The sequence below is a fragment of the Bacillus arachidis genome (genome assembly GCF_030285945.1).
GTDB classification, from domain to species: domain Bacteria; phylum Bacillota; class Bacilli; order Bacillales; family Bacillaceae_G; genus Bacillus_A; species Bacillus_A arachidis.
This window is the reverse complement of record NZ_CP127373.1, coordinates 61,085-82,788: the sequence shown is the minus strand read 5'-3', so window position 1 is coordinate 82,788 and position 21,704 is coordinate 61,085. Positions and strand designations below refer to the sequence as shown.

General features: G+C 33.5%; 22 protein-coding genes and 3 pseudogenes. 17 read left to right on the top strand and 8 right to left on the bottom strand.

Annotation, left to right across the window (positions count from 1 at the left end; genetic code table 11):
- Positions 1-166 precede the first annotated feature (166 nt).
- Both QRY57_RS00435 and QRY57_RS00430 read right to left on the bottom strand, forming a co-directional pair.
- Positions 167-1,423, bottom strand: coding sequence for an MFS transporter (locus tag QRY57_RS00435; RefSeq protein ID WP_286015187.1), 1,257 nt, complete (start codon positions 1,421-1,423; stop codon positions 167-169).
- Complete coding sequence (locus tag QRY57_RS00430) at positions 1,416-2,024, bottom strand: ArsR/SmtB family transcription factor (RefSeq protein WP_286015186.1); 609 nt, start codon at positions 2,022-2,024, stop codon at positions 1,416-1,418. Before QRY57_RS00430 ends, QRY57_RS00435 begins: the two co-directional genes overlap by 8 nt.
- A gap of 154 nt (positions 2,025-2,178) precedes the next feature.
- Between QRY57_RS00430 and QRY57_RS00425 the strand changes: the two genes are divergently transcribed.
- Entirely contained in the window at positions 2,179-3,609 is a 1,431-nt protein-coding gene (locus QRY57_RS00425) for an IS4 family transposase (protein ID WP_286015185.1), read from the top strand.
- A 400-nt stretch (positions 3,610-4,009) separates the two neighbouring features.
- Here the strand turns inward: QRY57_RS00425 and QRY57_RS00420 are convergent, their stop codons facing one another.
- A complete protein-coding gene (locus QRY57_RS00420) occupies positions 4,010-4,897 on the bottom strand; it encodes an Rpn family recombination-promoting nuclease/putative transposase (RefSeq protein WP_286015184.1) in 888 nt (295 codons plus the stop codon).
- Between the two features lie 556 nt (positions 4,898-5,453).
- On the opposite strand from QRY57_RS00420, the gene QRY57_RS00415 reads away from it, so the two are divergent.
- Positions 5,454-6,296, top strand: a complete 843-nt coding sequence (locus QRY57_RS00415; protein WP_286015183.1) for an NPP1 family protein — start codon at positions 5,454-5,456, stop codon at positions 6,294-6,296.
- A 156-nt stretch (positions 6,297-6,452) separates the two neighbouring features.
- Here QRY57_RS00415 and QRY57_RS00410 read toward each other — a convergent pair whose 3' ends face one another.
- The gene (locus QRY57_RS00410) at positions 6,453-6,944 is read right to left on the bottom strand and encodes a hypothetical protein (protein ID WP_286015182.1); all 492 of its coding nucleotides are present in this window, start codon (positions 6,942-6,944) and stop codon (positions 6,453-6,455) included.
- A 1,208-nt stretch (positions 6,945-8,152) separates the two neighbouring features.
- Between QRY57_RS00410 and QRY57_RS00405 the strand changes: the two genes are divergently transcribed.
- The 11 genes and pseudogenes from QRY57_RS00405 to QRY57_RS00355 form a co-directional block, all read left to right on the top strand.
- A complete protein-coding gene (locus QRY57_RS00405) occupies positions 8,153-8,473 on the top strand; it encodes an ArsR/SmtB family transcription factor (RefSeq protein WP_286015181.1) in 321 nt (106 codons plus the stop codon).
- An 83-nt stretch (positions 8,474-8,556) separates the two neighbouring features.
- On the top strand, positions 8,557-9,942 hold the full coding sequence (locus QRY57_RS00400) for an NAD(P)-binding domain-containing protein (protein WP_286015180.1): 1,386 nt from the start codon (positions 8,557-8,559) through the stop codon (positions 9,940-9,942).
- Positions 9,943-10,019: 77 nt separating this feature from the next.
- Entirely contained in the window at positions 10,020-10,226 is a 207-nt protein-coding gene (locus QRY57_RS00395; RefSeq protein WP_286015179.1) for a hypothetical protein, read from the top strand.
- A 20-nt stretch (positions 10,227-10,246) separates the two neighbouring features.
- Positions 10,247-10,741: an arsinothricin resistance N-acetyltransferase ArsN1 family A gene (locus tag QRY57_RS00390; protein ID WP_286015178.1), complete on the top strand. Its 495-nt coding sequence runs from the start codon at positions 10,247-10,249 to the stop codon at positions 10,739-10,741.
- Between the two features lie 391 nt (positions 10,742-11,132).
- Complete coding sequence (locus QRY57_RS00385) at positions 11,133-11,480, top strand: ArsR/SmtB family transcription factor (RefSeq protein ID WP_286015177.1); 348 nt, start codon at positions 11,133-11,135, stop codon at positions 11,478-11,480.
- A gap of 28 nt (positions 11,481-11,508) precedes the next feature.
- Positions 11,509-12,558 (top strand): ACR3 family arsenite efflux transporter, encoded by a 1,050-nt coding sequence (gene arsB / locus QRY57_RS00380; RefSeq protein WP_000072357.1) that lies wholly within the window; start codon positions 11,509-11,511, stop codon positions 12,556-12,558.
- 32 nt (positions 12,559-12,590) lie between these two features.
- Positions 12,591-12,995, top strand: a complete 405-nt coding sequence (gene arsC, locus QRY57_RS00375; protein ID WP_286015176.1) for an arsenate reductase (thioredoxin) — start codon at positions 12,591-12,593, stop codon at positions 12,993-12,995.
- 64 nt (positions 12,996-13,059) lie between these two features.
- Entirely contained in the window at positions 13,060-13,419 is a 360-nt protein-coding gene (gene arsD, locus QRY57_RS00370; RefSeq protein ID WP_286015175.1) for an arsenite efflux transporter metallochaperone ArsD, read from the top strand.
- Positions 13,420-13,437: 18 nt separating this feature from the next.
- Positions 13,438-15,198 carry an arsenical pump-driving ATPase gene (gene arsA / locus QRY57_RS00365; protein WP_286015174.1) on the top strand — a complete coding sequence of 587 codons (1,761 nt, stop codon included), beginning with the start codon at positions 13,438-13,440 and terminating at the stop codon, positions 15,196-15,198.
- A gap of 39 nt (positions 15,199-15,237) precedes the next feature.
- Positions 15,238-15,519: a HesB/IscA family protein gene (locus QRY57_RS00360; RefSeq protein WP_286015173.1), complete on the top strand. Its 282-nt coding sequence runs from the start codon at positions 15,238-15,240 to the stop codon at positions 15,517-15,519.
- Positions 15,520-15,545: 26 nt separating this feature from the next.
- Positions 15,546-15,869, top strand: a pseudogene (locus tag QRY57_RS00355) (protein-tyrosine phosphatase family protein); the annotation flags it as partial.
- Here QRY57_RS00355 and QRY57_RS00350 read toward each other — a convergent pair.
- The 3 genes and pseudogenes from QRY57_RS00350 to QRY57_RS00340 form a co-directional block, all read right to left on the bottom strand.
- On the bottom strand, positions 15,855-17,420 hold the full coding sequence (locus QRY57_RS00350) for a DUF4158 domain-containing protein (RefSeq protein ID WP_286015172.1): 1,566 nt from the start codon (positions 17,418-17,420) through the stop codon (positions 15,855-15,857). The pseudogene QRY57_RS00355 and the gene QRY57_RS00350 overlap by 15 nt on opposite strands.
- A 140-nt stretch (positions 17,421-17,560) precedes the next feature.
- Positions 17,561-18,124: pseudogene (locus QRY57_RS00345) on the bottom strand (Y-family DNA polymerase); the annotation flags it as partial.
- 389 nt (positions 18,125-18,513) lie between these two features.
- Positions 18,514-19,212, bottom strand: a complete 699-nt coding sequence (locus tag QRY57_RS00340) for a DUF1963 domain-containing protein (protein WP_286015171.1) — start codon at positions 19,210-19,212, stop codon at positions 18,514-18,516.
- 251 nt (positions 19,213-19,463) lie between these two features.
- On the opposite strand from QRY57_RS00340, the gene QRY57_RS00335 reads away from it, so the two are divergent.
- The 4 genes and pseudogenes from QRY57_RS00335 to QRY57_RS00320 all read left to right on the top strand — a co-directional run.
- The gene (locus QRY57_RS00335; protein WP_286015170.1) at positions 19,464-19,823 is read left to right on the top strand and encodes a DUF3796 domain-containing protein; all 360 of its coding nucleotides are present in this window, start codon (positions 19,464-19,466) and stop codon (positions 19,821-19,823) included.
- Positions 19,813-20,013, top strand: a complete 201-nt coding sequence (locus tag QRY57_RS00330; RefSeq protein ID WP_286015169.1) for a helix-turn-helix transcriptional regulator — start codon at positions 19,813-19,815, stop codon at positions 20,011-20,013. The genes QRY57_RS00335 and QRY57_RS00330 overlap by 11 nt, the downstream gene beginning before the upstream one ends.
- A 273-nt stretch (positions 20,014-20,286) precedes the next feature.
- Positions 20,287-20,424 carry a hypothetical protein gene (locus QRY57_RS27050; RefSeq protein ID WP_286015168.1) on the top strand — a complete coding sequence of 46 codons (138 nt, stop codon included), beginning with the start codon at positions 20,287-20,289 and terminating at the stop codon, positions 20,422-20,424.
- Positions 20,385-20,618, top strand: a pseudogene (locus tag QRY57_RS00320) (DUF5065 family protein); the annotation flags it as partial. The gene QRY57_RS27050 and the pseudogene QRY57_RS00320, both read left to right, overlap by 40 nt.
- Positions 20,619-20,800: 182 nt before the next feature.
- On the opposite strand, the gene QRY57_RS26950 reads toward QRY57_RS00320, so the two are convergent.
- The gene (locus tag QRY57_RS26950) at positions 20,801-21,562 is read right to left on the bottom strand and encodes a hypothetical protein (RefSeq protein ID WP_349775659.1); all 762 of its coding nucleotides are present in this window, start codon (positions 21,560-21,562) and stop codon (positions 20,801-20,803) included.
- Positions 21,563-21,704 lie beyond the last annotated feature (142 nt).

Below are 21,704 nucleotides of genomic sequence, written 5' to 3'. Positions count from 1 at the left end.
TGACAATAGGGTATCTCTTTAAAGGGGTACCGCCACATTGCTATCAAGTTAAAATTTTATAATGCCCCCCAAATGAAATTTTGTATCTCTATAGTCAATTACAACCCTAGTGCTTTAGATATTCAGTAGTGTATTCATTTCCTAAAGATATTTTATAATTAATGATTTAATCGACAGTTCGTAATGCTGGAATTTTAAAGTATATATATAAGGTAAATGCTATTAAAGATAAGGCACCAACCATAATAATAAATTTTATATTTATCTCAAGTGAAAGACTTAATGAAGTCAATCCATAGGAAATGGGTGTTAATCCCATGGAAGAGACTGTTTGAATACTCATTACTCTCCCAATCATTTCTGGTTCAGCTTCATTTTGCACAACAGAAACAGCACATATATTAGAAATTGTCATTGATATCCCCAAAAAAACAACAATAACAACACTTTGCCATAGTTCATTACTAAAACTTAATATCAAGAAACAAAGTCCTACAAACATTTGTGATGTTAGGCTAAGAATTCCTCTCTTTCTTTTGAGATTTATAATACCAAGGATAATAGAGCCTAGTACCATCCCGATAGCTAAAAATGACATTATAAAACTATAGTCTATTGTTTCTCCTTCCAATATATTTTTAACAAAAATCGGTAATCCTATAGTTAATGGACCTACGAAAAAAAGATTCAAAAATAATGTTTTTAAAATGAAAGCCATTAATATTGGTGCCTTCTTAACATAGCTAATTCCCTCTTTTAAACTTATAAGCAAATGATGCTTATTTTCTTGAGTGTTAACAATTTTTTTATTAACTTTAATAAAAAATATAAAGCAACTACCTAAAATCAGCAGGATTGTAATCAAACTAAAAATCCCTGTATAATCAAATCCAACAATTATAAATCCGCTTATCATTGGACCCAAAATTGAAGTAGATTGACTTGTAGTCTGAATAATTGAATTCGCTCTTGTTAGAAATTCTTTTGGAACAATAACGGGAGTAATAGAACTAGATGCAGGCCAGAAAAACGCATCCAAAACACCAAAAAATAACGCAAAAATAATTAATGTCCAGAGATGTATCTCACCTGTAAATAATAACAATAAAACTAATCCTCCAATTAATATGGCTTTTGTTAAGTCTGAAAAAAACATTATTTTCGATTGACTTAGTCTATCAGCTAACACGCCGCCTAACAACATAAATAAGATCCGAGGAATTGCTCCAATAATATAAATAATCCCTAAGGAAGCTTCTAAATTTAACTCCTGAACAACATACCATGCTTCAGCAAAATAAAACATACTGAAACTCAGCCCAGAGAAGATGGTACTAATCCAAAGTAATATAAAAGATTTTTGTTTGAATAAAGATTTTACTTTTGTCGTGACTGCAGTTTTTTGTAAAACAGGTTCACTCATCTTTATCCCCTTCCTTAAAATGAGGCTCATCTACTTGGAATCCAACTGTGGCTAAATAAAACCATTCCGCATCACTATTCTCAATTTCATCAATATCATAGAGTTCTTTTAAAAGATCATGATACTTAGCAACCCATTCTTCAAATCGCTTTTTTGTTGTGCGAATTTCTATTTGACTTGATATTCTAGCCCATTCTTCTGGCTTTTCAGACTGTGTTAAAAAAGCATTTTCAGGAGCTGATAAAGCACGACTCTTTGCTCTCTCCAAGGTTGCAATGGTTAATAACCTACGACTCTCTCCATATTCCGAATGAAAAGGTAATAAGTTATTAGAGGGGATAAAACTTTTAGCAACCGCTTGATATAGTTTTTGAGTCATATTTCTTTTTTTATTTTCCTCTACTATTTGGACTAAACCATTTTTTTCTAGATCACGTAAGTGATAGTGAATTTTCGAACGAGACAAACCAATAATTTGTGACAACTGTTGCCCTGAACGAGGTTCTTCAATCAAAAAAGAAAGGATTTGAACTCTTAAAGGATCACTTAATGATTTTAATTGTTCATACTCATTTAGAATTAATATATCTTTTTGTGTCATTTAACATGTTCCTTTCATCTGACTAGTCAGCTTTTATTGACATAAATATAACTGTTTTTTCTGATTATTGTCAATAAAGAAACAAAATATTTTCTAAAAAAATAAAAAACCGTTATCCTGTTTCTAGAATTATAGGAAAGGATGGCTTTTTTGTATGTCTATTTCTGTATCTGATGAATTACAACTATTTGCTCAAGAGATTCAAAGCTTTTTATCCCCACATATCTTACGCGATCTTGCTAGAGATGTTGGCTTTGTGCAAAGAACCAGTAAGTACCAAGCAAAAGATTTAGTCGCTTTATGTGTATGGATGAGTCAAAGTATTGCTACGACTTCTTTAACTCAATTATCTAGCCGTTTGGAAGCATCAACAGAAGTGCTCATCAGCCCCGAGGGACTGAATCAAAGATTTAATAGCGCGGCTGTCCAATTTTTACAACGCATATTAGCTGAACTACTAAATCAAAAATTAGCCTCATCTATGCCGATTTCTTCTCCATATACTTCTGTTTTCAAGCGTATTCGTATTTTAGATTCAACTGCATTTCAACTCCCGGATGTATTTTCATTCATTTATCCGGGTGCTGGAGGATGCAGTCATACAGCGGGGGTAAAGATTCAACTTGAATATGATCTATTAAGTGGGCAGTTCCTACATATTCATACAGGCCCAGGTAAACAACATGATCGAACCTACGGTTCTTTGTGTGTTCCGACAGTGACAGCGAATGATTTATGTATTCGAGACTTAGGTTATTTTCATTTGAAAGATCTACAACATATACACGATAAAAAGGCTTACTATATCTCTCGTATTAAATCTAATACACGTATTTATCAAAAAAATCCCATCCCTGATTATTTTCAAGATGGAAGAATCAAGAAAGGTACAGAGTATATACAAATAGATATGGAGGTCTTAATGAATTCTCTTCAGCCAGGACAAACATGTGAAATCTCCGATGCTTATGTGGGAATGATTGATAAAGTACCAACTCGTGTGATTGTTCATCGATTAACAAAAGAACAACAACAAAAACGATTACAAGATCAAATTGTAAGAGAAAAAAAGAAAGGAATGAAGTATTCTCCTCGTAGTAAACGACTCAGTGGTATCAATGTATATATGACAAATACCCCTACAGATATTGTCCCAATGGGACAAGTACATGATTGGTATTCTTTACGTTGGCAGATCGAAATTTTATTTAAAACGTGGAAATCATTCTTTCACATTCATCATTGTAAAAAGATAAAACGAGAACGATTGGAATGCCATTTGTATGGGCAATTGATCGCCATTCTACTCTGTTCCTCTATTATGTTTCAAATGCGGAAGTTACTTCTTATGAAGAAGAAACAAGAACTGAGTGAATATAAAGCCGTATATATGATTAAAGATTATTTTTCTCTTCTGTTTCAAGCCATACAAAAAGACACCCAAGAATTATCAAAGATTCTTCTTCGTCTGTTTAACCTCTTACAGAAAAACGGACGGAAATCCCATCGATACGATAAAAAAACAGTCTTTGATATATTAGGTGTCATTTACAATTGTACCATGTCTGATAATCAAGCGGCTTAAATCAAAAAATGAAACCCATTAGGGTTTATTTCGTATGCAAATCTTTAAATTCCCTACACGTATCCTTTAGAAAAAAGAAACAACCTCTACTATAATTGACGTTGTATAAGCTTAGCTTGATAGCGATGTGGTGCTACCCCATGTTTTTAAATGATATATGAGCAGGTCCGTTTAAAAAAGAAAAGGCACCCTAAGGTACCTTTCTCCGACTTGAACCATCTTAATTTTAATAATATGTAAGTGGACTCCCATCCACTTACCATTTTACCATATTTATCTATATTGTTTATTGAGAAAAAAAGAAAAAGCCCCATAAATCAGAGCTTTTATGTTATGGTTAAGTTACCTAAATTACTATTTTCTTGCGCATGTTATCCCCATTTCATGTGCTTTTTTTATTTTATTTCTCCTCTAAAATACGTTCAATATCATTTATACTTAATTTACTTGCTTTAGCAATTGTTTCGAGTGGTACACCTAGTTCATGCATACCTTTAATCATTTGTATTTTTCCTTCTTGAATTCCTTCTTTCTTCCCCTCATTACGAGCATGAGCAACCTTTGCAGCTTCATCCATTAACACTTTTTCCCTTGCCTCATAGGCTTGTCGGAAAGAAGAATCTTGGCTCATGCGTTCCCACTTATTCATTGCTTTTTGTAAAATTGGATCTTGATTCATGGCAATGTCCTCCAATGTTTGAGTTAAGTATTCATCTTCATTCGCTGGAAGTAATAATAACCAACGAACAAAAGAATCTTCCCAGGGATTTACTTGTTCATTCCGCCACTGTTGCATTAACTTCGGAATCTCAACCATATGAACTTCTATATCATCACTCAATATCTTCTGTTGTTGCTTATTCCACAGGATTCCTGTTGTATGAAACGCTTCATATTCTGGAAACATCACAAAGTTTAACAGATTAATGGTGATAGTTTTATGAAGAGAACTATATGGCATCCCCTTTTGCAATTGCGATGTGAATAGCTTCCCCCAATAATACAAACTTCGTTTGATCATATCATGATTATTATTGAGCTGTATTTCTACATTTACTTTTGTTCCTGTATCTAATGTAGCTGAAATATCTAAAATCGATAATTTATCCTCTTCATGTTCTCGATGTAAATGTGGATCTTCTAGCTGTAAAGAAACAATAGGTGATTCTAAGGAATCTTGTAGCATCGCATTTAAAAACGCGATGAGAATATCCTCACTACCATTTGTACCAAATAATTGCTTAAAAGCAAAATCGATACGTAAATTTACTAATTTTTGATTGAACACAGGTTTTTCCTCTCTCTGTCTAATGCTATTTCTTTTTCTTTATTGTACATAAAAACAATCTGGACATGCAAACTTATACAAATATGAATCAAATTTCTAAACTCACTTTTGTCATCAATTTTTGGAGCACTAAAAAGTCACAACATTCAATTGTAATTATCCCTAATTAATATGGTTCCAAAACCTTTACCTTTTTGGACGGTATAAACTAAGATAAAAAGAGTGTTTCTAAATGTCAAAATCCGAATTTTAGAACGTTTCTAAAATATAGATACCTTTAGGCTCACATTTATTCCTAAAAAAACACCTGTTTGTAAAGGTGTACCTTTTGGTACAGAAATTTTCTCAAGGCGAAATATCGATTTTTCAGGATAATTAGTGCATCTTGATATTAAAAATCAATAATGAATAATATATAATACAACTAATCCCCTCTACCAATTGTACGAGAAGCTTTCACCATTCAGGATTCAGAATTTTCTTTCACAAACTATTAAAATGAAAAATTTTCAAGAAACACAATTCGACGCTGAGAATACTTTTTATAGGAGGTTTTATGATGAATAAAAAAATATACTTAAGTATATTTTGTTCTTTAGCTGCGTTAACGAGTAGTAATACGATAGCGTATGCTGAAAACGTTAATAAACCTTTTTCAGTACAAACAAATCAAAATCCATTAAATTTTTTAGCGACTTTACAATTTGACGGAACAGATTGGCTCGATTCCGGAGAACAAAATTTCCCACAAGCTTTTAAGTTTCAATCTTATGATGAAAATATTGAGCACAACAAGGAAAATCTAATCAGATTTAAAATTGGAGAATCAATATTTGGAACCGGTTCAACAGGATGGGAAAATAGAGGTTCAAATGATCAAAGACCTGCTGTATACTTTCATAGTGTTACAAAAGGTGAATATGAAGTATATGAGTATTGGTTATATTATGCAGACAATGATTGGATTAATGATCATGAACATGATTGGGAAAAGTATTTTGTGTATTTAAAAAATGGAGAACCCACACATTTACTCATATCTAATCATAATAGCTATAAAATAAAGTCTTGGTCAGATATCCCTAAAGATAATGGTCATCCTCTTATTGGAGTAGATGGCGGTTCACATGCAATGAAATGGAAATCAGAAGATGGTGTGCAGATTCGCTATAATGGAGAAATTTCCAAAAATAATGGACGTTTAGATGAAGGGAATAATTCTATTCAGCCATGGATTATCTATAGTAATGATACTTTAAAAGGCGTAATACCATATTTGAATCAACCAGATGTTTTCTATTATGGTGATCCAGAATATAAATTGAATCCTAATGAAGATGGTGATCCTAGAGATGCTCCTTGGAAGAGATCTGAATGGAATAACCCTCCACTTCCATAAAGAATATAATTTTCTTTATAAGAACAGTATGTTTTAACTTCATAAAAGTATAGTAGAATCAAAGTAATAGACTTCTATTCTGATGTTATGATGATTTTATAAAAATAAACCTCTTTACAAGAGGTTTATTTTTATAAAGTGATTCATATTCTAGATTTAATGTATTGCGTAAACATTAACAGTAAAGTTTCCACTCGCTCCGGATGGATTTGAGATATAAAAAGATCTGTGTGTTTTAACATCTGTAGAATTCCCACTATAAATATTGTTCCAAATAACTGGGTCTTTACCACCAGAAACATCTCTCATAACATTAAAACGAATCCCGTCTGATGCACCAACAATAACCCATTTTAATGCATATGTGTTCTCTGGTAAATTTTGAATACTGAAATTTCCACTTGAACGATTTTTTTGTCCGTCCATTGGAGTTGGTGCAGAAGTAACTGAAGCTACTAATGTTTCTGATGCTATTAATGATTTTCCTTGAGTGTTGTAGTTTGTTTGAATAATAGAGGCTGGATTGGCTGGATTAATTGTATCTGTAGAACTTACCTTTCCGCTAGTTGTTTGAGCACCAGCCATTGTTGTACCCCCTGATAAAATTGCTAAAGAACATAATGTGCTTACAAGTATTTTCTTCTTCATTGTAAAACCTCCATTTTTTTCATTTTCTTCTAATTGCATGTGTCTACAGGCTTGATAAATCCAATAACATTACACAAATTACTAAACCTGTAGAGCGCATATCAATGACACGTTTCAACATTATTACTCCTGAATAAAAATAACTTGCAAGTTAATCATACAGCTATATGGAACCGATTGGAATATATGTAAAAATTTATCAACATATAGAATCTATTATAATAACAAAATATATGTATTTCCCTAACAATTAGATTCTAATTGTTATTAAAGGGGTAGCGTCAGAATTTTGCGCTTTTACAACGTTAAGGATAAGAAGTCTTGTGTATCAATGTTTCCCAGTTCGTCCCAATAGAATAAAGTCTATTGGGATAGATTGTTGAACCTAATGTAAAGGTATTTCACAGCGTCTCATAGGACTTGTTTCAAAATAGGAGAGAGAATTTAAGAAAGGTAGGTTATGTCTTTATTGTGCAAATTAAAGATTATGAAATAATGCATAATTATCAAAAAAATACACGAACCGAATATTAAATGTAGTAAAATATTACTTGTGGATACATTCTATAAAACAGATTCGTTTTTAAAAGAGGAACACATCAATAAACTAACTTTATAGATGTGGCGTCACTCTACATTGATCCCAATTCTCTTGTATTTGTACACTAACAATCTGGTATAAATAATTGATTTTGTATTATAGGATGTGTTTACACGTATAAGTGGGAAAAATACGGATATATTCATATTAAATTGAAATGGTTCAAGTCAGAGAAAGACACTCGAGAGGGTGTCTTTTCTTATTAGAAGTCACCATACATGCCCTTTAATTTAAGAAATTTTAATACCCCTCAAGTACTAAGAAACGTCATCCTTTCTTAACAAGCTAGACTAGAAAGGATGACGTTTTTTTATGAATCTCTCGATTCACGGTTAACTACAACCATTTGCGGAAGAATTACAACGATATTCTATTTATAAAGGTGGTAATTAAATATAAACGCTTATAAATATATTCACATAACCTTTATAAACTCGATATTTCAATGTTTCATAGATATGGATCTGCCGTTTACAAAGGTATACCTTTATAAACGATTCTTTTGTAAAAGTAAATTAATCAATTTTTTTTGATTTATTAATTGTAAAACAATAAACATTGGCATATAATAAAAATATCAAAAATAATTGATTTAAGGAGAGGTAGTATGAAAGAACTAACACTGTACAATCAATTAACTACCCAATCTTTTGAAACACACGAAAAGAAATTCAAAGCATTAGCAGATCAAAAGCGACTGCATATCCTATATGAATTATGTCAGCGTGGGGAAACGTGCGTTTGTGATTTAACAGGAATTCTTAATTTACCACAATCAAAACTTTCATATCACTTAAAACTGCTACTTGATGCTAATCTCATTACAAAGGCAACAAAAGGAACTTGGAGTTATTACAACATCAATAAAACAGAAGTTGATGCATTATTATCTGAGCAACTATGCTGTATCTTTCGTCCTATGTCCTAATTAAGGGCGAGAATGATGCAGCCACATTTTAATTTATAAATCAATTTTTTTTGATTTAACTAGGAGAAATAGGAGGTTTTTTTATGAAATCTATAAATATTCCATTCAAAGTGCAGGATTGTTGTGGGAATGAAACTAAATCCTTACCAACAAATATTGATTCACCTAAGGTTAAACAATTACCCATAGCTATTATTGGGGGAGGACCTGTAGGACTTGCCGCGGCAGCACATTTATCAAAGAGTGGAGAATCATTCATCTTATTAGAAGCTGGTTCAAGTATAGGAGCAAATATTTTAACATGGGGACATGTACGTTTATTTTCCCCTTGGCAATATAACATAGATAAAGAAGCGTTCTCTCTTTTAAAAAAGCATGGATGGGAATCACCAGACTTAAAAGGATTACCGACAGGAAAAGAGATCGTTGAAAATTACTTACAGCCACTAGCAGACCTACCAGAAATCAAACCATTTATACACTTGAATACAAGAGTAGTATCTATAGGACGGAAAGATACAGATAAAATGAAAACAGCTAACCGTGAAAGTATGCCATTTATGATTTATACAGAAAAAGAAGGTGGATTCCAAGTTTATGAAGCTAGGGCTGTGTTAGATGCTTCAGGTACTTGGGGGAATCCTAATCCAGCGAATTCAAATGGAATTTGGTTAAAGGAAGAAAAATCTCTTAAACAGCATATTTTTTATGGAATCCCAGATATTTTAGGAAGAGAACAAAAGCGATATGTAAATAAGCGAGTAGCTGTTGTAGGAAGTGGACACTCCGCAATTAATGCTTTACTGGAATTAGCTAAATTGAAAGAAACTTATCCAGAAACTAATATTCTTTGGATTATGAGAAAACAACGTGTTGAAGAAGCATATGGTGGTGAAGAAAAAGATGCACTTGAAGCTCGTGGTGATTTAGGGAGCCGTATTCACCAATTAGTTGATAGCGGACGGATAACGGTATTTACACCTTATAAAATTCAATATGTAGCTAGATCGGAAAAAGGAATGAATATTATTGGTCATCAAGAGGAAAAAGAAATAAACATTACTGACGTACATGAGATGATTGTAAACACAGGTAATCGACCTAACTTATCAATGATAGACGAAATACGTACTTCTATTGATTCCGCTACGGAAAGTGTGGAAGCATTAGCTCCACTTATTGATCCAAACCTTCATAGCTGTGGTACGGTTCGCCCACACGGTGAAAAAGAGCTTCGACAGCCCGAAAAGGATTTCTATATTGTAGGCTCAAAAAGTTATGGAAGAGCACCTACATTTTTAATGGCAACAGGTTATGAGCAAGTTAGATCGATTACTGCTTATCTTACTGGAGACTATAAGGCTGCTGAAAAAGTGGAACTTGATTTGCCGGAAACAGGGGTTTGTAGTGTGAATTTAAAATCTAATAAAGTAGATGATTCATGTTGTGGTACTAATTCCTGTTCTTAAAATAAGTAAGTATTAAGGGGAGTAAAATACACCCTTCATCTTTATGAATATTAATTTTAATGAGAGAAGGCAATTTGATGGTTATTAATCGTGCAGGTAACTTGAAAAATGAATATTTTTTATCTTATATGAAGTTAATTATGAATACACGGCAATGTAGCCTCGAACAGGCCAAGAAATACACGATTGAAAATTTCTTTGGACTAAATACAGACAGTTTAGGGAAACAAACCTATGAAAATTTCTTGAGGGCTTATCAGGAATTAAAACAGATAAGTAAGTGAATGTATTAAGGGGGATAAAAATGGAGGTTAGAAGAGCAACTGAACAAGATGTATCAGAGATTACAACTATTTATAATGAAGGTATTGAAGATCGCATCGCTACTTTAGAAACTGAAACAAAAACGGATAAATATGTCATGGAATGGTTATTTCAGCGAGATAAAAGGTATTCAGTAATTTTGTTGGAAGAGAATTCTCAAACTGTTGGTTGGGCTTCTATTAATCCCTATAGTCATCGTTGTGCGTATAAAGGTGTAGGAGAATTATCTATATATATAAAGAGAGAATATCGTGGAAAAGGCTTAGGTAAAAAGTTACTTACTTATTTAGAGAATATAGGAAAACAGAGCGGCTTTTACAAATTCATTTTGTTTACATTTCCTTTTAATAATTTAGGTCAAGGATTATATAGAAGATTAAGGTACCGTGAGGTAGGAGTATTTGAAAAGCAAGGGATATTAGATGGAAAGTATGTTGATATCATGGTTATGGAGAAATTAATCTCTGTAGAATAAATGCTCCCTTATTAAAGTACCAAGAAGATTAAATCATATAATACTTATAGAGTAGAGACAATATAAGTATTATATGATTTGAACATGGATTTTGACTTAAATTAGGTGACTAAGTTCAGGAATTGAATCCATATTCTCTATGTATATCTTTTAAACATGACGAATATAGTAATTCTAGGCCAAGTAATACATATAGTGCCTTAGGAGGAGGGGATTTTAGTGTGAAAATTCTGTTGTGAAGGAGCTTTTCAATTGATTATATAAGCAGTTAATTATATACTTATATAAGTGAAAGAACATTAACATTTTAATTCATATACGGATATTATGTTTAATTTTCGCTCAACATATAAGTATATGCTTATGTAATTATAAAAAGGTAGGTGTGGAGATGGAGAAAACGGTTATAGAATTAGGTAAGGCATCACAACTGTTAAAATTGCTTGGAGATAAAACACGGCTAACGATTGTTTCCATTTTGAAACAGCGTGAATGCTGTGTCTGTGAGCTTCTTGAAGTATTTGATATGAGTCAACCTTCAATTAGTCAGCATCTTCGTAAGTTAAAGGATTTAGGTTTAGTACAAGAAGAGCGTAGAGGCCAATGGATTTATTATTCTTTAAATCAGGCAAGTGATTTATACACGCTTTTAGAAGATATTTTAGCACATGTACCAGACCAAACAGAGAAAATTAAACAAATTGTGAAGAGCAATCCTACACTTCGTTGTGGTTGTTAATAAATAGTTAGAAAGGGAAGTGAGAAGGATGAGCAACACGGGGAAAAAACGTCTATCTTTCCTAGATCGATATCTAACCCTTTGGATTTTTCTCGCAATGGCAGTAGGGATTGGAGTTGGATATCTATCACCTGGATTCGTTGATGGAATGAATAGTCTACAGGTAGGAACAACTTCTATTCCACTTGCGATTGGCTTAATTTTAATGATGTACCCGCCACTCGCTAAAGTACGCTACGAAGAAATGGGACGCGTTTTTAAAGATGTAAAAGTATTAGTATTATCACTGGTACAAAACTGGATTATCGGTCCTGTTTTGATGTTTGCTTTGGCTGTTATATTCTTACCGGATAAGCCAGAATATATGGTGGGCTTAATTATGATAGGTTTAGCTCGCTGTATTGCGATGGTTATCGTTTGGAATGACTTAGCAAAAGGTGATACGGAGTATGCGGCTGGATTAGTTGCTTTTAACTCTGTATTTCAAATGTTATTTTTCTCAGTATATGCTTATGTGTTTGTAACAGTTATTCCAGAATGGTTAGGAATTGAAGGTGCTGTTGTAGATATAACAATGGCAGAGGTTGCAAAATCAGTGTTTATATATTTAGGAATTCCATTCATCGCAGGAATGTTAACACGCTTAATTTTTGTAAAAACGAAAGGACGAGAATGGTATGAAAAAGTATTCATTCCAAAGATTAGTCCAATTACTTTAATCGCATTACTATTTACAATCATTGTGATGTTCTCTTTAAAAGGAGAAGTGATTGTTAGCGTACCATTTGATGTTGTACGTATTGCAATTCCATTACTCATTTACTTTGTAATCATGTTCTTTGTCTCTTTCTTTATGGGCAAAAAAATCGGTGCAAGTTACGGGGTATCAACAACATTAGCGTTTACGGCTGGAAGCAATAACTTTGAATTAGCGATTGCAGTAGCTGTAGGTGTATTTGGAATTCAGTCAGGCGCAGCGTTTGCAGCAGTAATCGGACCTTTAGTTGAGGTGCCAGTTATGATAGCACTTGTAAATGTAGCACTTTGGTTCCAACGTAAATACTTTCAAACACAATAAAAATAAACATTCATAATAAAGGTGGAATTATCATGGAAAACAAGAAAACAATTTACTTTTTATGCACAGGAAACTCATGTCGTAGCCAAATGGCAGAAGCTTGGGGTAAAAAATATTTAGGTGACAAATGGAATGTACTTTCTGCTGGTATTGAGGCACACGGAGTAAATCCGAATGCAATTAAAGCAATGAAAGAAGTAGACATCGATATTACGGACCAAACATCTGATATCATTGACCGTGATATTTTAGACAAAGCAGATTTAGTTGTAACACTTTGTGGTCACGCAAATGATATATGTCCGACAACACCACCACATGTAAAACGAGTTCACTGGGGATTTGATGATCCAGCGGGTCAGGAATGGTCTGTATTCCAAAGAGTTCGTGATGAAATTGGCGCACGCATTAAAAAGTATGCTGAAACAGGAGAATAATTGAAAATAAAATAGGCCGAGAATTCTTTCTCGGCTTTTTTATAAAGAAGGGGAGAAATCAGAGATGAAAAAGATTGAAATTTTTGATCCTGCAATGTGTTGTTCTACCGGAGTTTGCGGTCCAAGTGTTGATCCAGAGTTAATTCGTATTTCAGTTGCTGTTAACAACTTGAAAAATAAAGGAATTGATGTAACTCGTTATAATTTGGCAAGTGAACCAGATGCATTTGCTAATAATGTTGTTATCAGTCAACTTTTAACAGATAAAGGACCAGACGTGTTACCTGTAACTTTGGCAGATGGAAAAGTAGTAAAAGAAAAAGGTCACCTTACAAATGGAGAACTTGCACAATTAACAGATGTAACAAAAGAAGAGTTGAGTCAAAAGCCAGTCGTACGTTTAAAGCTGAACGTGAAAAAATAGAGAAAGAAGTGAAAGGCAATGACAAACTTATATAATCCAAACACAATAGCATTCACACCATTTTTATTCTTTACTGGTAAAGGTGGAGTTGGAAAAACATCTACTGCATGTGCAACAGCTATTACGTTAGCTGATATGGGGAAACAAGTTTTATTAATAAGTACTGACCCAGCTTCTAATTTACAAGATGTGTTTGAAATAGAGCTTACGAATAAACCGAAAGAAATTCCAAGTGTTTCGAATCTGCAAGTAGCTAACTTGGATCCTGAAACAGCAGCCCATGAATATAAAGAACGTGTTGTTGGGCCATACCGTGGAAAGCTCCCTGATACAGTTATTACAACGATGGAAGAGCAATTATCTGGAGCTTGCACAGTAGAAATGGCCGCATTTGATGAATTCTCTACGTTACTTACAAATAAAGAATTAACATCGAAATTCGATCACATTATATTTGATACAGCGCCAACAGGTCATACGTTACGTCTTCTTCAACTTCCTACGGCTTGGAGTGGTTTCCTAGAAGAAAGTACTCATGGAGCTTCTTGTTTAGGACCATTAGCAGGCCTTGGAGATAAAAAAGAGTTATATAGTCAAACGGTTCAAGCACTATCTAATCCAAAACAAACAATGTTATTGCTTGTCACACGACCAGATAGTTCTCCATTGCAAGAAGCGGAACGAGCAGCTCATGAATTAAAAGAAATTGGTGTTAGTAATCAATTTCTACTTGTAAATGGGATCTTGAAAGACTATGTGCAAAATGATGATGTCTCAAATGCATTGTTTAAGAGACAATCACGTGCGTTAGAAAACATGGCAGAAGAATTAAAGAATCTTCCTACTTATGAAATTCCATTAGTACCGTTTAATGTTACTGGGATAGAGAATATGAGAAAACTGGTTCAACCAATGGAAAATCTCTCGATTTCGAATGAAAAAGCAAATGCCGTCTCTATTCCTTCACTTCAGACATTGATTACTAATCTTTCAGAATCAGGAAAACGAGTAATTTTTACAATGGGAAAAGGTGGTGTCGGAAAGACTACGGTAGCTTCTGCAATTGCAGTTGGTCTGGCTGAAAAAGGACACCATGTACACTTAACTACAACTGATCCCGCAGCACATATTGATTATGTCATGCATGGAGAACAAGGGAATATTACGATAAGTCGAATTGATCCAAAAGTAGAAGTTGAAAACTATCGTAAGGAAGTCATAGAGCAAGCAAAAGATACGGTTGACGAAGAAGGTTTAGCGTATTTAGAAGAAGATTTACGTTCTCCTTGTACAGAAGAAATCGCAGTTTTCCGAGCTTTAGCGGATATTGTTGAAAGAGCAAATGATGAAATTGTAGTTATTGATACAGCGCCAACGGGTCATACGTTATTGTTGTTGGATGCGGCACAAACGTATCATAAGGAAATTGCACGTTCTTCCGGTGAAGTACCACAGTCTGTGAAGAACTTATTACCACGTTTGCGTAATCCAGAAGAAACAAGTGTTGTAATTGTAACGCTTGCAGAAGCGACACCAGTTCATGAAGCAAGTCGTCTACAAGGAGACTTACAACGTGCGAATATTAATCCGAAATGGTGGGTTATCAATCAAAGTTTTTATGCAACACATACAAGTGATTCCGTGTTAAGAGGAAGAGCGCAGTCTGAAGTACAATGGATTCAAGCGGTTCAAAAGGAATCACAAAATAACTGTGTTATCATCCCTTGGCAATCAGATGATATTGTGGGATATGAGAAGCTTAAAGCTTTAGTGAAATAAAACATTTTTAATTAGTTACTATGAAGGGGAGAAATGAAAATGAATATTACAGATAAAGCAAAAGAGTTTATTGAAACTGCTATGAAAGAAAATGGTGTTACAACATTACGTTTTACATTTGATGGTGCTGGATGCTGTGGTCCTAGCTACGGTATTAATTTAGGCGAAGCACAAGAAAATGATGTCAAAGAAACAGTAAACGGTATTCAAGTTGCTATGGATCCAAAGGTTGTTGAATTAGTAAATACATTGACACTAGATTATGTAGAAGATCAACAAGGTGCAGGCCTTGTTATCAGTGGCGGATCTAACTGTTGCTAAATAATAATTGAAGGAGATTAACAAACATGACGAACTATCACGAACTCGTAAAAGGAAAAGTATATATTGGTGGAGTGGACGCAATACAAGAGGCAGTAAAAAAACACGGGATTACAGAGGTGTTTGACTTACGTGCTGGAGGAGAAGAACCAGAAGGATTTCCGGCTGGAACTAAACGTCATGCTTATCCTATCGTAGAAGGTGTTGAAGGACAAGATGAATCAGTAAGAAAAGCAATTGCAGCGGTCAAAGAAGCTTTTGAACAAGATAAAAAAGTATTTTTCCATTGCTCCGGTGGACGTAATCGTACAGGTACAGTGGCAACTGGTTTATTATTAGCGCTTGGACATATTTTGTTTAAGCTCTCGAATTAAAGTCTGCACTTCAAGGGGTTTTCGTAATGCTTTGTAATGCTCTTCTCTTTTTTTCTCAAAATCCTCTGGTAAATCTTCTTCAGGGTTTCTATAACGATCAGCACCTACCACCCATACTTCTTTACATCTTAGTCGATCTCTTAAAGCTTGTAGGACACAAATTTCATAATTAATTCGGTTAACCCGGTTTGTTTCCTTATCTATAACCGTTTCAATCCAATTGGGCTTTATAACCCCTTCTATAGGGATATAATCTGCCTCATCATACGTATATTGACTTGTACGTCGATACTGTTTCAACAAATAAATAGCATCAATAACAGGTCTATGCACATCGTTATTCGATTGAAATTCTAATACATCTAATAAATCCGGTATCATTCTCCTATAATGGTTTCCATAAGATGATCTCATGACGGTATATACCTTTTGTCTGTAAGCTGGGCCAGCATGTTTCGTTTCCTTCACAATATCTTTTAGCGTATCTTCGCTAACGATAGGGAACAAGACATCTCGTATGACACCATCGGGTTGTTCAACTGCTTTTTCAGCCAGCCGGAATAACAAATTCGTTTTACCTCTTACCTTTCTTAAGTCGCGTAGAAATTCCTTTTCTACTCTGCGTTCCGCTCTAGCCCCCATACGATGTACAATCTGTATAATAAGTTCAACAAGATTGTCTGTAATTTCTCTACCTCGGCACCAAAAGAAGGCAGAAAGCAAGGTATATCGAATGTGAATAGGATGCCTACGTAACTCTCTGATATCCTCAGAAACAGCTCTTTGCCTGTATTTCTTAATTACTTTGGGTGGTACACCATAAAATAAGTCTTGTGGAAGCTGTATATCGCGAACTGTACGTAGTTTGTCTACCTCTCGGAATAGGCTGTCTAATCCAATTCTTCCAGGATCGGACACAAGTTCTCGAAAACTGAGGATTGTCTCATCTTCTTCCATCTGTTCTGTATTTGACCATGTACGTACGAAAGTATCTAATTTTGATTTGGAGTGTTCTGAGAGGCGCGAATAGATAGATTGAAAAAAGCTTTCTTCATATTGATGGATGGCGGATTTGATATTTCGATCTAGATGATCCTGAGCAGGAGGAACAATCTTCTTTTCTTTTAAGTAACGTAATACATGTTCCCTAACCCTTTCTATCTGCAAATCTTGAGGTAATATGTTTGTATGGATCCATTTTTTTATATGTTCCATATCTTCTAGCGTACAGTCTCTAAATGCCATATAGTCCCGTATTTGAGCACGGTGATATTTAATAGATCTTCCATTCCAGTCGTATTCTTGGAACAATTCGGAAGAAACGGTTAATTGCTTTGAGACAAAATTAATAATATCTTTTGGTATCTCATGTTTTCCTTTTGGAAAACGGCCTTGATATTGAAAACACTTAAGAAGAACAGCAAATCCAAGTCTTGTTCCACCATATTTGTTTCCAAGTAAACGAACCTCTTCTGGAAAAACTGTGAAATGTTCAATTAGTTCCTCCAGATCCCAATTTTGCTTCATTATGTTGCTCCCTCCCTATAATAGTAAGTATCAGCAACATCTTATAAGAATCTGAAGTATAAAAAAAGCCCTTTATATAGGACTTTGCAAACTAATTTAAATTTACTTTGCCCCTGGTTGTACAGACGCTGGTACTACCCCAGCTTAGTTGGAATATCCTCGTATCCCCATTGCGCAATGCCAGTTTCATTTTTTTTCGACTCCAGGTCAAGCGCTAGCTTGCTCATGAGTATGTTTGGTCCTAAACCGATTGTGCATTCTAGTCTTGTTTTTTTGTATATTTCTTTTTGGAAATTAAGAGCGAATTCATAAGGCGTTGAAGCAAATAAATGTAGAGATGAATCTAGCTCTAAAGCGAATTCATCGATGCTGTATTGAAAAAAATCCTCTGGTGCTACATATTGTAACGCTAAACTTGTTATGTAATTAGAACATTTAATATAAGTTTCCATATTAGGGTTAACAACTATAATATCTGACCTTTTAGGTATCTCCCAGCTCCTAGCCATTCTTTTGACACCTAATGCTTTTAATGGAGGAGTTGCTGCAAGTACAATTGAACCGCTACGATTAACATCCCCCACTACGGCAAGTTTTGTATATCGAGGATCTAGCCCTCTTTTAACGCAACTAACTGATGCGTAAAAGCTTTTCAAATCAACAAAACAAATTTTGCGGTTAGGCAAAAGGGAATAGTCATACATATTTAATACATCTCCTTCAAAAGAACGTTTGTTCTGTTTGTATTATATACGAACTAACGTTCTTTTAAAAGGAGATTTTTTAGTTCAAGATAAATATATGTAGATTTGAAATAAGGTCACGATGTTCTAAAAAGACCTAGTTATGGGGGCTAATTACAAATTAAAAAAGAACTTTATTCATTAAATATATTTAATGAATAAAGTTCTTTTAACCAATGAGACTAGATGGCCTACCTCACGCTTGTAATTTGACATATTTCTTCATTGTAAATCCCCTTTTTCCTTTTAATCCATTAAAGCTTGTAGTTATAGACATACCGCCAACATTTTAACAAGAATATATGCTAAGCAAAATTTCACACGAGAAAACGTCACTTTATATTCTAATTCTATAAAAAGTCACAATGTGCGATCCAATCATTTGTTTTGCTATTTTTAGCAAAATAAATTCCGCCGCCATGAATAATCTTTAAATGTGCTTTTGGGTCGTCTGTTATTTGAAAAATAAATTCATAATCCGCGGGCCATTGGATGCCTGATTGGGCAAAACAAGCATAGCCACCTAATTTATGTATGTAATGATTTTCTTCAAAAATATCCTCGTAGTAGTCAATCTCATTTGTGTTTTCAAGTTCTAAAATTCTATTTTGCATATTGTTTGGAAAATCTTCTGTATCCCATTGTGGAAACTCATTAGTTACTAATTTAGGAATTAAGGGAAAAGGTTTTAGTTTAGGAAACGTAAGTGACATTTCATTCGGTACTAGTTTCTCTAAAGAATCATATTCTCTAATACAAAAATTTCCTGATAAGTTGGACAAATCTTTAGCAAAGTTTGGAGATAGAAATACTGCGATGGCTTTCATATCTTTTACTGCTTCTGGAACAAAAGGTATTTGAGTTAAATTAAGCATCATGATCCCATACATTTTTTCTTGATAGCGGTCGATTGGATAAGTTTCATTTGGTAATGAATAGGGAATTTTTCCAATCCAACTTTCATTTATAGATAAATCGGGTCTTTTTCCTCCTGTTTGAAAGATAGTTGCTCTTTTTCTTAGGATATTCTTTATTTGATCTATTTCCAAAGTATTTCTCCTCCTAAATTTATATTGTGTTTTCTCTTTAGTTCGATGAATAATTATATTGTATCAATAATGTGTGTTTTTTGTTATAACGATTCTTTTGAAGGGTGCTTTTAGCAGCAATTTCACGTATCTTTTTGTGGTTTTACTGTCGATTTAAAACAAATTTGTACTGTTTTAAATCCTTTCTATTTGCAAAACTATGTGATATATTTTTAACATAAAGAGTGAAATATGTCACGTGGGAGGATTGTATGAAAAATAAAATAGCTTATTTAGGATTTATCGGTTTTTTAGGGTTTTTGGCACCTTTCACATTTTTAGGTGATATTACGTGGGCAGGTCTCCTATTCAGTTTCTTTTTCTTCTTTGCATATGCAAAAGTAGTACCAGATGAGCTTTTTATACTACATGTTCGCATCTCTGCTACAAGAGCTTTTTTCGTAGCATTGGTACTAGGTATCATACTAGTTTTGAGTATTTTTATTTTTGAAAATCTACATATAATTCGTTTCCTTGTTATTATTTCAGTTTTTGCACCATTAGGTACCTTCTTAATTAATTTAGAAATATTTGAGCGTAGAGAAAAGAAAGGAATGCAAGATGCCACTTAAGACTCGAATGAAAGAATATAGAGTAAAGTTACATATGTCTCAGGAAGATTTAGCTAATAAGGTTGGGGTTAGAAGAGAAACAATTGGCAATCTCGAAAACGGAAAATATAACCCTTCATTCAAACTTACTTATGATATTGCAAAGGTATTAGAAGCGCCTATCCAGACTCTGTTTTGGTTTGAAGAATAGAATAATTCTAGTACAAGTAAGTAAACTTTTGTAATTGATATGCTCATTAGTTTTGACCAATCTTTTTATAAAATCTACGTTTAGACTTTAACATGGGAATCCATTTTGATTAATCTTTTTTCGAAATGGATTCTTTTTAGTGCTAATTCAATAAGGATTTTCAAAGCATTTATAATCAAACTTTATTTTAACCCAACATTTTTATCAGTTGATTGTACAGCTGTATTTCATGAGTAAGATTTTAAAGCTCTTAATAAACTAGGAGGCTTAAAAATGAAACTTTTAGGAAAAGTAGCTACTATTGGGACGTTAACTATTGGAGTCAGTGTATTTTCTTATACTGTTGGAAACATTTCCACTGCTTCTGCTGAATCTCAATTTATACAGGTGGTAAAGATACAGGTATTGTAAAGATATATCGATTAAATGAAAATAAAGTAGTAAATATGCAAAGATATAAAACAATTTATGATTCTGGTACTGCGCATATTTATGGTAGATTTGTAACACCTATTACATCAGTTTATGAGCCAGGATCATATGTAGCTGTTATGAAACTTGGAGAAAATTATTATTATGGTGGCAGCTTTAAAATTAAAAAATAATGAAAGTTAATTTCACTAATGATAATATTTTTGATATGATCAATGTATAATAAAAACATAACTCATGTAATAGTCTAGGCGGTATACTTGACCAACGGCCGCTTAGCTAATGAGTTATACCCCTTAGAAAAGGTACCTTGCAGCAGGGGTACCTTTTCTTTTGTTTTTAGTTGTAAAATAGTTTAAATAGAAACTATGTAGTTAAAAAGCATAATAATTAAATTGTAATTGAAGTGAAGTATGTATCCCATATGGATATTTTTAAATATTAGAAAGAAAATCATTTGAGCGATGGCTGGTATACCGATGATAGTTAAACATTGTATCCAGTTAAAATTATAAGTGGAAAGATGGAGTAGCCCAAATGAGCTTCCAGACAATATTAAAGAGGTTGTAATTGAGGTAATGGGACTTGTTACGAAGGAGCGTGTAATCTTGTGCCAAAAGAATAATATAGATACAAACATAATATTCTCACCAATTAATTGTATTGCAATTCCAGGCGTTTTATGAAACATATTGTTATTCCCTTCACTCCCAATGGGGTTAGACGTCCCGGTGAATGTTGTTAGGGATATTAGTACAGCCAAAAACAGCAACATAATAATATAAATAATGAAAGCACTGAAGAAAGAGATTTTCAGATGCTGGAAAGTGATTTTTTTAGAAAACAAAAATCTTTGATCCCACATTATAAATAAAAATACCAATGAGATAGGAAGCGAAAAACATAATGCTTTAAACGCATATTGTAACAGGATATCTATATTATTTATAAAATTGAACGTAAATGCAGGGGAAGGTAAGTATACTGTAGCGATACAAAATAAGATCAGTATTATGAGCTGCAGATACGTTTTTGTTTGCAATAAACTATCTAAGTATGTATTGGCAGCATTTAACGCGTTTAAAGACCGTTTATACTTTCTAAAAACTGCGTTCATAACATCCCTCCATTTTTATAATAGTAAATACATTTGCCCCATACTCTTACATTCCATTCTCCCCTATTTTTATTAAATGTAATCTCATATGTCCCCACTTTATAAAATTTCATGTACCGTACTTATTAAATATATTCAAATT

Coding starts and splice junctions, on each gene's coding strand:
- QRY57_RS00435 (WP_286015187.1), bottom strand. CDS start 1,423: ATGAGTGAACCTGTTTTACAAAAAACTGCAGTCACGACAAAAGTAAAA.
- QRY57_RS00430 (WP_286015186.1), bottom strand. CDS start 2,024: ATGACACAAAAAGATATATTAATTCTAAATGAGTATGAACAATTAAAA.
- QRY57_RS00425 (WP_286015185.1), top strand. CDS start 2,179: ATGTCTATTTCTGTATCTGATGAATTACAACTATTTGCTCAAGAGATT.
- QRY57_RS00415 (WP_286015183.1), top strand. CDS start 5,454: ATGATGAATAAAAAAATATACTTAAGTATATTTTGTTCTTTAGCTGCG.
- QRY57_RS00410 (WP_286015182.1), bottom strand. CDS start 6,944: ATGAAGAAGAAAATACTTGTAAGCACATTATGTTCTTTAGCAATTTTA.
- QRY57_RS00405 (WP_286015181.1), top strand. CDS start 8,153: ATGAAAGAACTAACACTGTACAATCAATTAACTACCCAATCTTTTGAA.
- QRY57_RS00400 (WP_286015180.1), top strand. CDS start 8,557: ATGAAATCTATAAATATTCCATTCAAAGTGCAGGATTGTTGTGGGAAT.
- QRY57_RS00395 (WP_286015179.1), top strand. CDS start 10,020: ATGGTTATTAATCGTGCAGGTAACTTGAAAAATGAATATTTTTTATCT.
- QRY57_RS00390 (WP_286015178.1), top strand. CDS start 10,247: ATGGAGGTTAGAAGAGCAACTGAACAAGATGTATCAGAGATTACAACT.
- QRY57_RS00385 (WP_286015177.1), top strand. CDS start 11,133: ATGGAGAAAACGGTTATAGAATTAGGTAAGGCATCACAACTGTTAAAA.
- arsB (WP_000072357.1), top strand. CDS start 11,509: ATGAGCAACACGGGGAAAAAACGTCTATCTTTCCTAGATCGATATCTA.
- arsC (WP_286015176.1), top strand. CDS start 12,591: ATGGAAAACAAGAAAACAATTTACTTTTTATGCACAGGAAACTCATGT.
- arsD (WP_286015175.1), top strand. CDS start 13,060: ATGAAAAAGATTGAAATTTTTGATCCTGCAATGTGTTGTTCTACCGGA.
- arsA (WP_286015174.1), top strand. CDS start 13,438: ATGACAAACTTATATAATCCAAACACAATAGCATTCACACCATTTTTA.
- QRY57_RS00360 (WP_286015173.1), top strand. CDS start 15,238: ATGAATATTACAGATAAAGCAAAAGAGTTTATTGAAACTGCTATGAAA.
- QRY57_RS00350 (WP_286015172.1), bottom strand. CDS start 17,420: ATGAAGCAAAATTGGGATCTGGAGGAACTAATTGAACATTTCACAGTT.
- QRY57_RS00335 (WP_286015170.1), top strand. CDS start 19,464: ATGAAAAATAAAATAGCTTATTTAGGATTTATCGGTTTTTTAGGGTTT.
- QRY57_RS00330 (WP_286015169.1), top strand. CDS start 19,813: ATGCCACTTAAGACTCGAATGAAAGAATATAGAGTAAAGTTACATATG.
- QRY57_RS27050 (WP_286015168.1), top strand. CDS start 20,287: ATGAAACTTTTAGGAAAAGTAGCTACTATTGGGACGTTAACTATTGGA.
- QRY57_RS26950 (WP_349775659.1), bottom strand. CDS start 21,562: ATGAACGCAGTTTTTAGAAAGTATAAACGGTCTTTAAACGCGTTAAAT.